Source organism: Streptomyces sp. NBC_01788, assembly GCF_035917575.1.
GTDB lineage: Bacteria > Actinomycetota > Actinomycetes > Streptomycetales > Streptomycetaceae > Streptomyces.
This window is the reverse complement of record NZ_CP109090.1, coordinates 6,278,104-6,291,940: the sequence shown is the minus strand read 5'-3', so window position 1 is coordinate 6,291,940 and position 13,837 is coordinate 6,278,104. Positions and strand designations below refer to the sequence as shown.

General features: G+C 73.7%; 12 protein-coding genes. 5 read left to right on the top strand and 7 right to left on the bottom strand.

The features are described from left to right. Positions 1-46: 46 nt before the first annotated feature. Together OIE49_RS28400 and OIE49_RS28395 are read left to right on the top strand one after the other, a co-directional pair. Positions 47-2,887: a helix-turn-helix transcriptional regulator gene (locus tag OIE49_RS28400; protein WP_326804750.1), complete on the top strand. Its 2,841-nt coding sequence runs from the start codon at positions 47-49 to the stop codon at positions 2,885-2,887. 297 nt (positions 2,888-3,184) lie between these two features. Next, a complete protein-coding gene (locus tag OIE49_RS28395) occupies positions 3,185-3,967 on the top strand; it encodes a S1 family peptidase (RefSeq protein WP_326804749.1) in 783 nt (260 codons plus the stop codon). A 92-nt stretch (positions 3,968-4,059) separates the two neighbouring features. On the opposite strand, the gene OIE49_RS28390 is transcribed toward OIE49_RS28395, so the two are convergent. The 3 genes from OIE49_RS28390 to OIE49_RS28380 are packed head-to-tail and all read right to left on the bottom strand — an operon-like array spanning position 4,060 to position 6,389. Further along, on the bottom strand, positions 4,060-5,190 hold the full coding sequence (locus tag OIE49_RS28390) for a winged helix DNA-binding domain-containing protein (RefSeq protein WP_326804748.1): 1,131 nt from the start codon (positions 5,188-5,190) through the stop codon (positions 4,060-4,062). 45 nt (positions 5,191-5,235) lie between these two features. Next, positions 5,236-5,733, bottom strand: a complete 498-nt coding sequence (locus OIE49_RS28385; protein ID WP_326806348.1) for a TIGR03668 family PPOX class F420-dependent oxidoreductase — start codon at positions 5,731-5,733, stop codon at positions 5,236-5,238. A gap of 14 nt (positions 5,734-5,747) precedes the next feature. Continuing rightward, positions 5,748-6,389: a phosphoribosyltransferase gene (locus OIE49_RS28380; protein ID WP_326804747.1), complete on the bottom strand. Its 642-nt coding sequence runs from the start codon at positions 6,387-6,389 to the stop codon at positions 5,748-5,750. 149 nt (positions 6,390-6,538) lie between these two features. Between OIE49_RS28380 and OIE49_RS28375 the strand changes: the two genes are divergently transcribed. The 3 genes from OIE49_RS28375 (at position 6,539) to OIE49_RS28365 (ending at position 8,326) form a co-directional block, all read left to right on the top strand. Beyond that, positions 6,539-6,841 carry a DUF3040 domain-containing protein gene (locus tag OIE49_RS28375; protein WP_100566470.1) on the top strand — a complete coding sequence of 101 codons (303 nt, stop codon included), beginning with the start codon at positions 6,539-6,541 and terminating at the stop codon, positions 6,839-6,841. A 123-nt stretch (positions 6,842-6,964) separates the two neighbouring features. Further along, entirely contained in the window at positions 6,965-7,750 is a 786-nt protein-coding gene (locus OIE49_RS28370; RefSeq protein WP_326804746.1) for a polysaccharide deacetylase family protein, read from the top strand. 126 nt (positions 7,751-7,876) lie between these two features. Beyond that, positions 7,877-8,326 carry an SRPBCC family protein gene (locus OIE49_RS28365; RefSeq protein ID WP_326804745.1) on the top strand — a complete coding sequence of 150 codons (450 nt, stop codon included), beginning with the start codon at positions 7,877-7,879 and terminating at the stop codon, positions 8,324-8,326. A gap of 7 nt (positions 8,327-8,333) precedes the next feature. Here the strand turns inward: OIE49_RS28365 and OIE49_RS28360 are convergent, their stop codons facing one another. From OIE49_RS28360 to OIE49_RS28345, 4 genes are all read right to left on the bottom strand, one after another. Further along, positions 8,334-9,485: an XdhC/CoxI family protein gene (locus OIE49_RS28360; protein ID WP_326804744.1), complete on the bottom strand. Its 1,152-nt coding sequence runs from the start codon at positions 9,483-9,485 to the stop codon at positions 8,334-8,336. Positions 9,486-9,647: 162 nt separating this feature from the next. Further along, on the bottom strand, positions 9,648-12,068 hold the full coding sequence (locus OIE49_RS28355) for a xanthine dehydrogenase family protein molybdopterin-binding subunit (protein ID WP_326804743.1): 2,421 nt from the start codon (positions 12,066-12,068) through the stop codon (positions 9,648-9,650). 1 nt (position 12,069) lies between these two features. Continuing rightward, positions 12,070-12,636, bottom strand: a complete 567-nt coding sequence (locus OIE49_RS28350; protein WP_326804742.1) for a (2Fe-2S)-binding protein — start codon at positions 12,634-12,636, stop codon at positions 12,070-12,072. Beyond that, positions 12,636-13,535 (bottom strand): FAD binding domain-containing protein, encoded by a 900-nt coding sequence (locus OIE49_RS28345; protein WP_100566465.1) that lies wholly within the window; start codon positions 13,533-13,535, stop codon positions 12,636-12,638. The genes OIE49_RS28350 and OIE49_RS28345 overlap by 1 nt, the downstream gene beginning before the upstream one ends. Between the last annotated feature and the right edge of the window lie 302 nt (positions 13,536-13,837).

Here is a 13,837-nt window from a genome sequence, read left to right as displayed (position 1 = left end):
GCAGGTTGCCTAGAATTTGGCCCGAACACGACACTCGAGGGGAGCGGTGACCGTGCGACGGGACTTCAAGGGCCCTGCGAACTGCCGTTCCGAGCTGGTCATCGGCCAGCAGGAGCCGTCCGCGGCGGCGCGGGAGCAGCTCGCGCGCGGTGGGAGTGTGCTGCTGCACGGGCCCGCCGGAATAGGAAAGTCGACGGTGCTGCGGGCATTGGCCGCGGAATACGCCACGAGCGCCCGCACCGTGTTGCGCTGCTCCGCCACCGAGTCCGAATCCCACCTGCCCTTCCTCGCCCTGGCCGACCTCTTCGGCCTGGTCCTGGACGAGGTGTCCGGCAAGCTGCCCGCCGCCCAGCACACCGCGCTGGAGTCGGCACTCACCGGCCGCGGCGAGTCCACCCTCCAGCGCGACGGGCTCGCCCTGCGCCTGGCCGTGCTCTCCACACTGCGCGCGCTCGCCACGAAGGGCCCGGTCCTGATCGTCGCCGACGACCTCCAGTGGCTGGACTCGGCCAGCGCCGAACTGCTCGGCTTCGCCGCCCGGCGCCTCGGCGATACGCCGGTGCAGATGCTGTGCGCGGTGCGGACCGAGGAGGAGGAGTACGACCGCCATCTGCGCGCCTGCCCGCCGGACACCCTCTCGGTCCGGCTGGGCCCGCTGACCCGTACCCAGGTCTCCGCCCTGCTCGGCCACCGCGGCTACTCCAACCTGCCCCGCTCCACCGTCCGCGACATCCACCGCACCAGCGGCGGCAACCCCCTGTTCGCGCTGGAGCTGGGCCGCGCCCTGGCCGAGAGCCCCACCCCGCCCCGGCCCGGCGAGCCGCTGCCGGTGCCGACCTCGCTGCGCGCCCTCGTCCTGAGCCGCCTCGAGATGCTCTCGGACGAGGCCCGCCGCACCCTGCTGGTGGCCAGCGCCGGCGCCCGCCCCACCCCCGCCCTGCTGCACGCCGCCGGCCGCGGCAACGCCGAGGCCGAGTGCGCGCAGGCCGCCGAACTCGGCCTGCTGGCCACCGAACCGGAGGGCCCCGCCGTACGGTTCGCCCACCCGCTGATATCGGCCGCCCTGTACGCGGAGGCGCCCACCCAGGAGCGGCGGGCCGCCCACGCCGCCCTGGCCACCGCCGCCCCCGACCCCATCGAACGGGCCCGGCACCTGGCCCTGGCCACCACCGGCACCGACCCGGAGGTGGCCTCCCGGCTCGCCGAGGCCGCCGCGCTGGCCCGGGACCGCGGGGCGCCCTCGGTGGCCGCCTCGCTGGGCCTGCTCGCCGCCCGCCACACCCCGCCCGGCAGCGGGCCGGGCCCGGACGGCCGGCGGTTGCAGGCCGCCGAGGACGCCATCACGGCCGGCGAGGTGGACCTCGCCCGGGACATCGCCCGTGAGGTGCTGACCCGGGCCACCGTGCCCGCCGAACGCGTGCGGGCCTGGATGGTGGTGATCGAGTCGGCCGGCCAGGCCCTCGGGGACGTGGACGGGGTCTTCCCGCAGGCGCTGGCCGACGCGGGCGACGACCCCCGGCTGCTCGCCCTGGTCCACTACCAGCTCGCCTGGCGCGGGCTGGTCGTGGAGGGCGACTTCGCCGAGGCCCGCCAGGAGGCCGCACACGCCGCCGAACTGGCGGAGCGCGGCCGGGACCGGCGCGTCGAGCTGATGGCGCTCGCCTTCCAGGCCTCCACCGAGACCCTGATGGGGCATCCGAACGCCCCGGTCACCATCAAGCGGGCGCTGAGGGAGCCTCAGGACCCGTACGTGGCCTGCCATCACAACGGCGTCGGCTCGGCCCGCTACCGCTGGCTGCTGATGAGCGACCGGCTGCCCGAGGCCCGGGCGACCATCACCGCGCTGCTGCGCGAGGTGCGGCGGCGCGGCATGGTCGAGAGCGAGGTGCACTTCCTGCGTCTGCTCGGCGAGACCGAACTGCGCTCCGGCCACTGCGGCCGGGCCCTGGACCTGGCCCGTGAGAGCCTGCGGATGGCCCGGGACACCGGCATCGGCGAGAGCGCCTCGGCCACCCTCGCCTCCCTCGCCGAGGCGTCCGGCGGCAGCACCGACCGGGCACTGGCGCTGGCCCGTGAGGCGGTGGGGCACGCCGAGGAGGACGGCGACCAGATGTACCTCTCGCGCGCCCTGACCGCCCTGGGGCACGCCCAGTTGGTGGCCGGGGACGACCAGGCCGCCGTGACGGCGCTGTGCCGGGTGCGGGAGCTGGAACTGGGGCTCGGCATCACCGATCCGGCACGCGGCCGCTGGCACGGCGACCTCGCGGAGGCCCTGGTGCGGACCGGGGAACTCACCGAGGCCCAGCACGTCATCGACGCGGCCCGCGAGCACGCGCTGCGGCTCGGCCGCGAGAGCGTGCTGGCCGTCCTCGACCGCTCCGAGGCGCAGGTGCGCGCCGCCCGCGGCGAACGGGACGCGGCCATGGACCAGTTGACGTCGGCACAGGACCGGCTGGCGAAACTCGGCAACGGCCTGGAGGAGGCCCGCGCCGCGTTCGCGCTGGCCCGGCTGCGCTCCCTCGCCCCGGCCCTGGGAGCCGGCCCGGGCGGAACGGCTCCCGTGCCGGGGCCGACCACGTACGACGAGGCGGCGCGGCTGTTCCGGCGCTGCCGCGCGCTGCCGTGGCTGCGCCGGGTGGAGGAGGCCGCGGCCGCCAGGCCCGCACGGCAGCCGGAGGTGGCCCCGGCGGCGCTGGACGGACTGGCGGCGATGGAGCGTCAGGTGGCGTCGCTGGTCATGGAGGGCGCGACCAACCGGGAGATCGCCGCGCGGCTGTTCATCAGCGTCAAGACGGTGGAGGCGACCCTGACCCGGGTCTACCGCAAGCTGGGGATCCGCTCGCGCGTCGACATCGTCCGATTGGCGGCAGGCCGGCGCGCGAAGTGAGCGCGGCGCGGGTTGACTGACCGCGTGGACGACCGTGTGGACGCAGTGAGGACCGGCACCGGAGCGCGCCGCGGGACGGGAGCGGACCGCCGGGGCCCACCGGCGGTCACCGGGGCGGGACCGAGGGATTTCCCTGCCCGGCTCCCCTAGGGAGTTCCCTCATTGGAGGAGGGTGGGCCCGGTCCTAGCGTAAGGGTCGTGCCGCTCGCCCGGGCACACGGAAGCCGAGCACGGACCCCACGACCCCCGTGCTCCCCCGCCCGCGCGATCCCCCACCGGCCTGCCCCGAGGAGACGCATGTTCGGCCTCACCCGCGCCAGACGGACCGCCACCGCGGTCACGGTCGGCGCTGCCGCGGCCGCGCTCACCGCTCCCTCCGCGGCCGCCGCTCCCCGGCCGGTCGTCGGCGGCACGGCGACCACCACGGCGGAGTACCCGTTCGTCATGCAGATCACGGACGCGGCCGGCGCACAGTTCTGCGGCGGCACCCTGGTCGCGCCCACGAAGGTGGTCACCGCCGCGCACTGCGTGGTCGGCGAGATCGCGGACAACATGCGGGTGGTGGGCGGACGCACCCGTCTCGACGGCACCGACGGCACGGTGGGCGAGGTCAGCGGGGTCTGGTTCGACCCGAAATACACGGACGCCGCCGGCGGCGGCGACGTGGCCGTGCTCACCCTGAAGTCGCCGATGCCGTACGCCACGGCGTCGTACGTCTCCCCCGCCGGCACCGGTGTGTACGCGCCCGGCATGACCGCCCGTGTCCTGGGCTGGGGCACCACCCGCGAAAACGGCGGTTCCTCCGACGAGTTGCGGACGGCGGCGGTGCCCGTCGTGTCCGACAGCGACTGCCGCGACTCCTACGGCTCCGACTTCGTCGCGAGCGACATGGTTTGCGCCGGATACACATCCGGCGGCGTCGACACCTGCCAGGGCGACAGCGGCGGTCCCCTGCTCATCGGGGGCGTCCTGGCAGGGATCACTTCCTGGGGCGACGGCTGTGCCGAGGCGGGCCGGCCGGGTGTCTACACCCGGCTGGCCTCCTTCTCCAGCCTCGTGACCGAGCAGGTTCTGACCTGAGCCGGCCCCGGTGAAAGCCAGGGGGCGTTGCGAGCCACCACGAGCGGCCCGCAACGCCCCCTCTCCACGTCCCCACCCCGGCCTCGGGGGCCTCACCCTCCTGCGACGGTCCCGAACCGTATGTCGTACGACGCTCCCGGATGCAGGGCGGCGAGCATGCGCTCGGCCTCCGCGGTCACGTCCTGCCGCTGCGCCCGGGTCAGCGGGTCGAAGGGCTCGACCACCAGGGTGTCGCCCTCCGGTTTCCACAGCCCCGCCAGGAAGCCGTCGACGAGGAGGGTGCGATGGGCCTGGTTGCCCTGCGCGTTGCGGCCCCGGTACCGCGCGGGCACCACGCGGGAGCGGTCGGCGTGGGAGAGGAGCAGGTTGTCGTACTCGGGCAGGAAGCGGGGCGGTGCCGGGGTGTCCGGGTCGGGCCGGGGAGCGTCGGGAAGGTCGAACAGCTCGGTGCCGCCGTCGCCTTGGAACGTGACGAGCCGGGGGCGGAGCCGGTCGAAGACGGGGCGCAGCCGGGTCAGGCCCGCCCAGGTCTGCATGTCCCGGACGGAGGCCGGACCGAAGGCGGCGAGGTAGCGCAGGACGGCGGCTTCGAGGGCGGCGTGGTCCCCTTCCCGAGGGCCGGGGTCCGCGGGGCGGCCGAGCCAGTGCTCGGCGGTGGTGAGGGCGACCTGCCCGCTCCTGTCCCACAGCCCGCGCGGGGTGACCTGCACCAGCGGGAGCAGGCAGCGGGCGGCGACGCCGAGGGCCTGCGGGTCGGCGTCGGGCCACTGGGCACCGAGCGCGGCGCGCAGCTGCGTCATCGTGCGCGGCTCGGCCTCCACGAGGTCGCGGGCGAGTGCGGTGAGCCGGTCGAGGTCGACGCCGTACAGGCCCTTGCGGAACAGGTGGAGTTCGCGCTCACGGGCGCCCTGCACGAGCGATCGCAGGGTGAGGCAGTCGTCCGCGGTGTGGGTGTGGATGGTCGAGCGCAGGGTGACGATGCGGACCACCTCGCGGGCGGCCATCGGCTCCGACAGCCGCTCCGGTGCGAAACCGTCGAGGCGGGCGGCGAGAGCGTAGTACGGCGGCCTGACGTTCTGCGCCTGGAGGCCCACCAGGTGCTCCACGGCGGCCCCGGCCGTCAGCGGCGCGCGGCGGAGCAGCAACTGCCGGTCGAGGGTCGCCCGGTTGAGTGCGCGCACACCGAGCACGGGGGCCGACGCGGTGGTCGTCGTCTTCCTCATGTCCGCACGGTAGCGGCCATCGAGGACAGTATCTGTCCTCTTTCGTCAGGGACTTGGCGTTCCTTCGTCAGCGCCCCGGTCACCGGCGGCGGGAGGAGGTCCGGTGGCGTACCAGCCCGTCCAGTGGCGGACGGTGATCGCGATCACCGGTCCGTGCGGCGGGACCTCGCGGTACTGCGGGTACTTGCGCAGCAGCCGGGCGAGCGCGGTCCCGTAATCCACCACGGTCCGCTCGTCCTCCGCGTCGGGCGGCACGATCCGGGCGTCGCCGTCGGCGCGGGCCCACCACAGGCGGTCCCAGTCCTCGTCGTAGTCGTCCGCCAGCAGGGACACGGACCCGGTGGCCTCGATGTGGCGCAGGCGGGCAAGCCGGGTCGTGGTCTTCGGCTTGCGGTCGACGGCCGTCACGAGTCCGTCCTCGCCGAGGGCGGCGAACACCGTGGGCACCAGGTGCGGGCGCCCTGCCGCGTCCACGGTGGCCAGCCTCGCCACCCGGGCGGCGAGGAACCGGCGGCGCGCCTCGCCGGGGTCCATGCGGGGCACGGGCATGCCTCCTCTCAGCCGTCCGTCAGGGCCCGCAGCACCTCCTCGTCCGTCAGCTGCCCGAAGTCGCGGTACCAGACGCCCACGGCGGTGAAGCAGGACGGCTGGTGGAGACAGATCAGCTCGTCGGCCTCGCCGCTCAGCGCCCGCACTGCCTCGGGTGCGCCGACGGGGACGGCGAGGACGGTGTGCGCGGGCGCGCCACGCCGCACGTGCCGCAGCGCGGCGCGGGCGGTGGAGCCGGTGGCCAGGCCGTCGTCGACGACGATCGCGGTGCGTCCGCGCAGGTCGGGGGCGGGGCGGCCGTGGCGGTAGCGGCGGGTGCGGCGGCGCAGCTCGGCGCGTTCGCGCTCGACCACCGGGGCGAGGTCCTCCTCGGTGAGGCCGAGCAGGTGCAGGGCCGTCTTGTCGAACAGCGGCGGGTCGTCCCCGGCGATCGCGCCGAGGCCGTACTCCTCCTGCGAGGGGGCGCCGATCTTGCGGACCACGACCACGTCCAGCGGGGCGTCCAGCGCCCGCGCGACCTCCCGGGCCACCACGACACCGCCGCGGGGCAGCGCCAGCACGACGGGGTCGGGCAGTGCGCCCGCCTCGTACCGGGGGCGCAGCCGTTCGGCCAATCGCCGGCCGGCCTGCGCGCGGTCCTCGAACCTCATGGGCGTCACTCCTTCCGCCCTGTGTGCGGGTACCCCGGGGCACCCTTCCGGCCACATCCCGCGGGCGCGGACCGGCGCGCCGGTTAGTCCGGGGTGGGAGGGGCAGTCGGAGAGGATTCACGGCAGACCGGTTCCCCGTAGGAGCAACAGTGTCGACAGGCCGACTCCCCGACCGCGAACAGCGGATTTTGAACGAGATAGAACGCGCCCTCAGCCGTGACCGCCGTCTGGTCCGGCGGCTGCGGTCCGGGCGCAAGCGGCCGGTCCTCTGCCGGGTGGCGTCCTACGCCCCTCCGTTGTGGGCCGTGATGCTGCTGACGGCGGTCTCGCTCGCCCTCCTGACGGCCGGGGCCGTCAGCTCGGAGCCGGGCGTGATATGGGCGTTCGCGGCGGTGTGGCCGGTGACGCTGTTCTGCGCGCTGCGGCTGCTGTGCCGCCGGGCGGAGTCCTGACGCACTGCCCGGCGGGCCCGGTCACCGCCGTGGAGACGCCTCGGCCGGCCGCAAGCCGCAAATTCGAACGCTTATTCGACCCCGCTATGAACTGCGTCTATACCCGCGGCGTATAGTCCCGGCATGCCTTGTGCGACCAGGAAGACGAAGAAGACGGGGGCCCGGTTCCGGGCAATGGCGGCTTTGACTGCACTGGCGGCCGCCTGCATGACACTCACCGGCTGCGCCGACGGCAGCACGGCGCCCAGCGACGCCCGGGCGCGCCCCGCGGCGGGCGCGCCGGCCGGGTTCGGCACGGTGGACTGCCGGCACGCCAAGTGCATCGCGCTGACCTTCGACGCGGGGCCGAGCGAGAACTCGGCCCGGCTGCTGGACATCCTCAAGGAGAAACAGGTACCGGCGACCTTCTTCCTGCTCGGAGCCCGGCACATCGAGAAGTACCCGGAGCTGGTCGTGCGCATGGCCGCCGAGGGCCACGAGGTCGCGAACCACACCTGGGACCACCAGATCCTGACCCGGATACCGGCGGACCGCGTACGCGAGGAGATACAGCGCCCGAACGAGGAGATAGAGCGGCTGACCGGGCGCAAGCCGACCCTGATGCGCCCGCCGCAGGGGCGCACCGACGACACCGTGCACCGGATCTGCAAGGAACTGGGCATGTCCGAGGTCCTGTGGAGCGTGACCGCCAAGGACTACACCACGACCGACTCCGCGCTGATCACCCGGCGCGTCCTCGACCAGTCCTCCCGGGACGGGATCATCCTGCTGCACGACATCTACGCGGGCACGGTGCCCGCGGTGCCCGGCATCATCGACGCGCTGAAGGAGCGCGGGTACGTCTTCGTCACCGTGCCGCAGTTGCTGGCGCCGGGCAGGGCGGAGCCGGGCAAGGTCTACCGGCCGTAGCCGCGGTCCCTCACCTTTCGCACGGCGGCCGGTCCGCGGTGCGCCCGGGCGCTCGGGCGCTCGGCCAACCGTGTGAGCGGGCGGCGAACGTGCGGTGGGGCGCCCCCGATTGCCTACGATCGTGCCGTGGTGAACTTCTCGCTCGAACGCACCGCGCCGCTCCCCCTCGACGAGGCGTGGCGGCGGATCACGCGGTGGTCGCGGCATGCCGACACGGTGCCGCTGACCCGCATCAACGTGGTCACGCCCGCGCCGACCCGCGAGGGCACGGTGTTCGTGGCCCGTTCGGGGGTCGGCCCGCTCGGCTTCGACGATCCGATGGAGGTCACCGTCTGGCGTCCGCCGGCCGACGGCGAGCCGGGGCTGTGCCGGGTGGAGAAGCGGGGCCGGGTGGTGCTGGGCTGGGCCGAGTTCGAGGTCCGGCCCGGTCCCGGGGGCCGTACGCGGGTGGTGTGGCGGGAGGAGCTGCGGGTCCGCTTCCTGCCGGGTCTGCTCGACGAGCCCCTGCGCGGCGCGGCCCGTGCGGTGTTCGGGCGGGCGCTGAACCGGCTGCTCAGGCAGCCCTCACAGAGCTGATACGGCGTCAGGCGACCGAACTGATCCGTCCGTTGACTGTCGGCACGCCGTCGTGGTGGATCGGGGTGTGCGCTCCGGTGAGGGACACCCCGCTGCCGCCGCGCCGGGCCGCGACGATCTCGGAGGCGATCGACAGGGCCGTCTCCTCGGGCGTACGGGCGCCGAGGTCGAGGCCGATCGGGGACCGCAGCCGCGCCAGCTCCAGTTCCGTCACGCCGACTTCGCGCAGGCGGCGGTTGCGGTCGAGGTGGGTGCGGCGGGAGCCCATGGCGCCGACGTAGGCGACCGGCAGGCGCAGCGCCAGCTCGAGCAGCGGGATGTCGAACTTGGCGTCGTGGGTCAGGACGCACAGCACCGTACGGGCGTCGACGCCGGTGCGGGCGAGGTACTCGTGCGGCCACTCGACGACGATCTCGTCGGCCTCCGGAAAGCGCGCCCGGGTGGCGAAGACGGGCCGGGCGTCGCACACGGTGACGTGGAAGCCGAGGAACCCGCCGATGCGCACCAGCGCCGAGGCGAAGTCGATCGCCCCGAAGACGATCATCCGGGGCGGCGGCACGGCGGACTCGACGAGGACCGTGAGCGGGGCGCCGCAGCGCGAGCCCCGCTCACCGATCTCCAGGGTGCCGGTGCGCCCGGCGTCCAGGAAGGCGGACGCCTCGCCCGCGACCGTGCGGTCCAGTTCCGGATGGCCGCCGAGGCCGCCCTCCCGGGAACCGTCCGGGCGGACCAGCAGGGCCCGGCCCGGCATCCCCGCCGGTCCGGACACGATGCGCGCCAGGGCCGCCGCCTCCCCGCGCGCGGCGGCGGCCAGCGCGGACGCGGCCACCGTACGGGCGGGATCGGCGGCCCGGAGCGGTGTGACGAGGATGTCGATGACGCCGCCACAGGTCAGGCCGACGGCGAAGGCGTCCTCGTCGCTGTAGCCGAAGCGCTCAAGGACGGTCTCGCCGTCCTCCAGCGCCTGCCGGCACAGCTCGTACACGGCGCCCTCCACACAGCCGCCGGAGACGGAGCCGATGGCCGTGCCCTCGGCGTCCACTGCGAGGGCGGCACCCGGCCGGCGCGGTGCACTGCCGCCGACGGCCACCACGGTGGCCACGGCGAAGTCGCGTCCCTGCGCGACCCACCGGTGAAGTTCCTCGGCGATGTCCAGCATCTCTGTCGGCCTCCTTGCGACGGTCGTGCGGAGAGCGCACCTGCGGCGAGCGGCCCTCGGGCCCACTGACTGCCGGGTCATGGGGCCGTCGCCCGAACAGTTGGGGTCCCCGGGGGGCGGGCGAACTCCCCCCCGGGGTTCGGCGGTTCGGACGCCGTGGGCTCACATGCCGGTGAGGTGTTCCGGCCGGACCGGCGTGCGGTTCAGCTCCAGTCCCGTCGCGTTGCGGATCGCCGCCAGGACGGCGGGGGTCGACGACAGAGTGGGGGCCTCGCCGATGCCGCGCAGTCCGTACGGCGCGTGGTCGTCGGCGAGTTCGAGCACGTCGACGGGGATGGTCGGCGTGTCGAGGATGGTGGGGATGAGGTAGTCCGTGAAGGACGGGTTGCGCACCTTGGCCGTCTTCGGGTCGACGACGATCTCCTCCATGACCGCCACGCCCAGGCCCTGGGTGGTGCCGCCCTGGATCTGCCCGACGACGGACAGCGGGTTGAGTGCCTTGCCGACGTCCTGGGCGCAGGCCAGCTCGATCACCTTCACCAGGCCGAGTTCGGTGTCGACCTCGACGACGGCGCGGTGCGCGGCGAAGGAGTACTGCACATGGCCGTTGCCCTGACCGGTGCGCAGGTCGAAGGGTTCGGTCGGCCGGTGCCGCCACTCCTCCTCCACCTCGACGGCCTCGTCCTCCAGGACGTCCGCCAGGTCGGCCAGGGTCTCGCCGCCGTCGGTGACCACCTTGCCGCCCTCCAGCAGGAGTTCGGCGGTGGCCCAGGCGGGGTGGAAGGAGCCGAACTTGCGGCGCCCGATCTCCAGGACCTTCTCGCGCACCAGCTCGCAGGCGTTCTTGACGGCGCCGCCGGTGACGTACGTCTGACGGGAAGCGGACGTCGAACCGGCGCTGCCGACCCGGGTGTCGGCCGGGTGGATGGTCACCTGGGTGACGCCCAGTTCGGTGCGGGCGATCTGCGCGTGGACGGTGACGCCGCCCTGGCCGACCTCCGCCATCGCGGTGTGCACGGTGGCGACCGGCTGACCGCCGAAGACCTCCATGCGGACCTTCGCGGTGGAGTAGTCGTCGAAGCCCTCGGAGAAGCCGACGTTCTTGATGCCGACCGCGTAGCCCACCCCGCGGACGACGCCTTCGCCGTGCGTGGTGTTGGACAGGCCACCGGGGAGCTGCCGGACGTCGGCGCCCTCGGAGCTCTCCCACTGGCGCTCCGGCGGCATCGGCATCGCCTTGACGCGGCGCAGGAGTTCGGCGACCGGGGCCGGGGAGTCGACCGGCTGCCCGGTCGGCATGATCGTGCCCTGGGACATGGCGTTGAGCTGCCGGAACTCCACCCGGTCCATACCGACGGCGTCGGCGAGCCTGTCCATCTGCGCCTCGTAGGCGAAGCACGCCTGGACCGCGCCGAAGCCGCGCATCGCGCCGCAGGGCGGGTTGTTGGTGTAGAGGGCGATGGCCTCGATGTCGACGTCGTCGACCTCGTAGGGGCCGATGCCGAGCGAGGAGGCGTTGCCGACGACCGCCGGGGAGGCGGAGGCGTACGCGCCGCCGTCCAGCACGATCCGGCACTTGACGTGGGTGAGCCTGCCGTCCTTGGTGGCCCCGTGCTCGTAGTACAGCTTGGCCGGGTGGCGGTGGACGTGCCCGAAGAAGGACTCGAACCGGTTGTAGACGATCTTGACGGGCTTGCCGGTGCGCAGTGCGAGCAGGCAGGCGTGGATCTGCATCGACAGGTCCTCGCGTCCGCCGAAGGCGCCGCCGACGCCGGCCAGCGTCATGCGGACCTTCTCCGGCGGCAGTCCGAGCACCGGGGCGATCTGGCGCAGGTCGCTGTGCAGCCACTGGGTGGCGATGTAGAGGTGGACGCCGCCGTCCTCCTCGGGCACGGCGAGCCCGGACTCGGGGCCGAGGAAGGCCTGGTCCTGCATGCCGAAGTGGTACTCGCCCTTGACGACGAAGTCGGCTCTCCTCGCGGCCTGTTCGGCGTCGCCGCGGACGATCGGCTGGCGGTGGACGATGTTGGGGTGGGAGACGTGGGCCATGTGGTGGTCGGTGCGGTTCTCGTGGACGAGGACGGCGTCCGGCGCGGTCGCGGAGGCCTCGTCGGTGATCACCGGCAGCTCCCGGTACTCCACCTTGATCTTGGCGGCGGCGCGGCGGGCGGTCTCCGGGTGGTCGGCGGCGACGACGGCCACGGGCTCGCCGTGGTGGCGGACCTTGCCGTGGGCCAGGACCGGGGTGTCCTGGATCTCCAGGCCGTAGTTCCTCACCTCGGTGGGCAGGTCGTCGTACGTCATCACGGCGTACACGCCCGGCATGGCGAGGGCCTCGGCGGTGTCGATCGAGACGATCTCGGCGTGCGCGACCGTGGAGCGCAGGATCTGGCCCCAGAGCATGTCCTCGTGCCACATGTCGGAGGAGTACGCGAACTCGCCGGTGACCTTGAGGATGCCGTCCGGGCGGAGCGTGGACTCGCCGATGCCGCCCCTGGTCCGGGAGCCCTGGGTGACCTTGGTGGGCACGCCGGTGGGGCCACCGCCCCGGCCGGACGTGGTGGAGGTCTCGGAGGAGGCCATCTCAGACCCCCTCGGACTGCCGGGCGGCCGCCAGGCGGACCGCGTCCATGATCTTCTCGTAGCCCGTGCAGCGGCACAGGTTGCCCGACAGGGCCTCGCGGATGTCCGCGTCGGTCGGGTCGGGGTTGCGTTCCAGCATCTCGTCGGCGGCGACCAGCAGGCCCGGGGTGCAGAACCCGCACTGGACGGCGCCCGCGTCGATGAACGCCTGCTGGATCGGCGAGAGTTCACCGCCCACGCCGGGCTGCGCGCCCCGCGGCTGCCACCGCTGGGCGTCCTCCAGCGTCGTGCCGCGGGCCCGAGTGCCGCCGGACCGCTGCTCGGCGAAGTCCGCCAGGCCCTCGACGGTCACGACCTCGCGGCCCTCGGCCTGCCCGGCGGCGACCAGGCAGGAGCACACCGGCACGCCGTCCAGGCGCACCGTGCACGATCCGCACTCACCCTGCTCGCAGGCGTTCTTGGAGCCGGGCAGCCCCAGTCGCTCGCGCAGGACGTACAGCAGGGACTCCCCCTCCCAGACGTCGTCGGCCTGCTGCGGTCGTCCGTTGACGATGAAGTTGACGCGCATCACGCAGCGCCCCCCTTCTGACAGGCGGTGCCTCGTGCGCCGCGGTACGACTCCCAGGTCCAGGTGAGCGTCCGGCGGGCCATGACGCCCACCGCGTGGCGGCGGTAGCTCGCGGTGCCCCGGACGTCGTCGATCGGGTTGCAGGCGGCGGAGCAGAGCTGCGCGAACTGCCGGGCGACCGACGGGGTGATGATCTCCCCGCTGTCCCAGAAGCCGCCCTCGTCGAGCGCCGCGTTCAGGAACTCCTCCGCGGTCTTCGCCCGGACGGGCGTGGGCGCGGCGGAGCCGATGCCGGTGCGCACCGTCCGGGTCTCCGGGTGCAGGGCGAGGCCGAAGGCGCACACGGCGATGACCATGGCGTTGCGGGTGCCGACCTTGGAGAACTGCTGCGGTCCGTCGGCCCTGCGGACATGGACGGCGCGGATCAGCTCGTCGGGCTGCAGGGCGTTGCGCTTGACGCCGGTGTAGAAGTCGTCGATCGGGATCCGGCGGGAGCCGCGGACCGACTCCACCTCGACCTCGGCGCCGGCCGCCAGCAGGGCGGGGTGGGCGTCGCCCGCCGGGGAGGCGGTGCCGAGGTTGCCGCCGACCCCGCCGCGGTTGCGGATCTGCGGGGAGGCGACCGTGTGCGAGGCGAGGGCCAGGCCCGGCAGCTCGGCCCGCAGGTTCTCCATGATCTTCGTGTACGGAACGGAGGCGCCGAGCCGCACGGCGTCCTCTCCGACCTCCCACTCCTGGAGGTCGGCGACCCGGTTCAGGTCGAGGAGGTACTCGGGCCGGCGGTGGTCGAAGTTGATCTCGACCATCACGTCGGTGCCGCCCGCGATCGGCACGGCGGCGGGGTGCTCGGCCTTCGCGGCGAGCGCCTCCTCCCAGCTGGCGGGGCGAAGGAAGTCCATGACCGGCTCTCTTCTTCGTCTCTTGAGTCGTCGCAAGTCGTCGTGAGTACGGATTGAGCCAATCCGTGTGCGGCGGGCCCGGCTCGTTCCTGTCCCTTTTACGCGGAGTGGGACCAGTACACAGTTCACCGCTCCGGCCCGTGAGTCACGGAAACCATGAAGGGTTTGGCTGGCCAGCGCGGGCATCTTGTAGATTCGTATGAAACGAGGCCTTCAGAAACCTCTTCCGTTCCCCCTGGAAACAGCGGTGGCCGGGGGGACGCGGCCTCACCTCCTGGCGGAGCTGTCGCCCCGGCCACGCG

Excerpts from the sequence above, each read along its gene's own strand:
- OIE49_RS28395 (WP_326804749.1), top strand. The coding sequence starts at position 3,185 with ATGTTCGGCCTCACCCGCGCCAGACGGACCGCCACCGCGGTCACGGTC.
- OIE49_RS28390 (WP_326804748.1), bottom strand. The coding sequence starts at position 5,190 with ATGAGGAAGACGACGACCACCGCGTCGGCCCCCGTGCTCGGTGTGCGC.
- OIE49_RS28380 (WP_326804747.1), bottom strand. The coding sequence starts at position 6,389 with ATGAGGTTCGAGGACCGCGCGCAGGCCGGCCGGCGATTGGCCGAACGG.
- OIE49_RS28370 (WP_326804746.1), top strand. The coding sequence starts at position 6,965 with ATGCCTTGTGCGACCAGGAAGACGAAGAAGACGGGGGCCCGGTTCCGG.
- OIE49_RS28360 (WP_326804744.1), bottom strand. The coding sequence starts at position 9,485 with ATGCTGGACATCGCCGAGGAACTTCACCGGTGGGTCGCGCAGGGACGC.
- OIE49_RS28355 (WP_326804743.1), bottom strand. The coding sequence starts at position 12,068 with ATGGCCTCCTCCGAGACCTCCACCACGTCCGGCCGGGGCGGTGGCCCC.
- OIE49_RS28350 (WP_326804742.1), bottom strand. The coding sequence starts at position 12,636 with ATGCGCGTCAACTTCATCGTCAACGGACGACCGCAGCAGGCCGACGAC.
- OIE49_RS28345 (WP_100566465.1), bottom strand. The coding sequence starts at position 13,535 with ATGGACTTCCTTCGCCCCGCCAGCTGGGAGGAGGCGCTCGCCGCGAAG.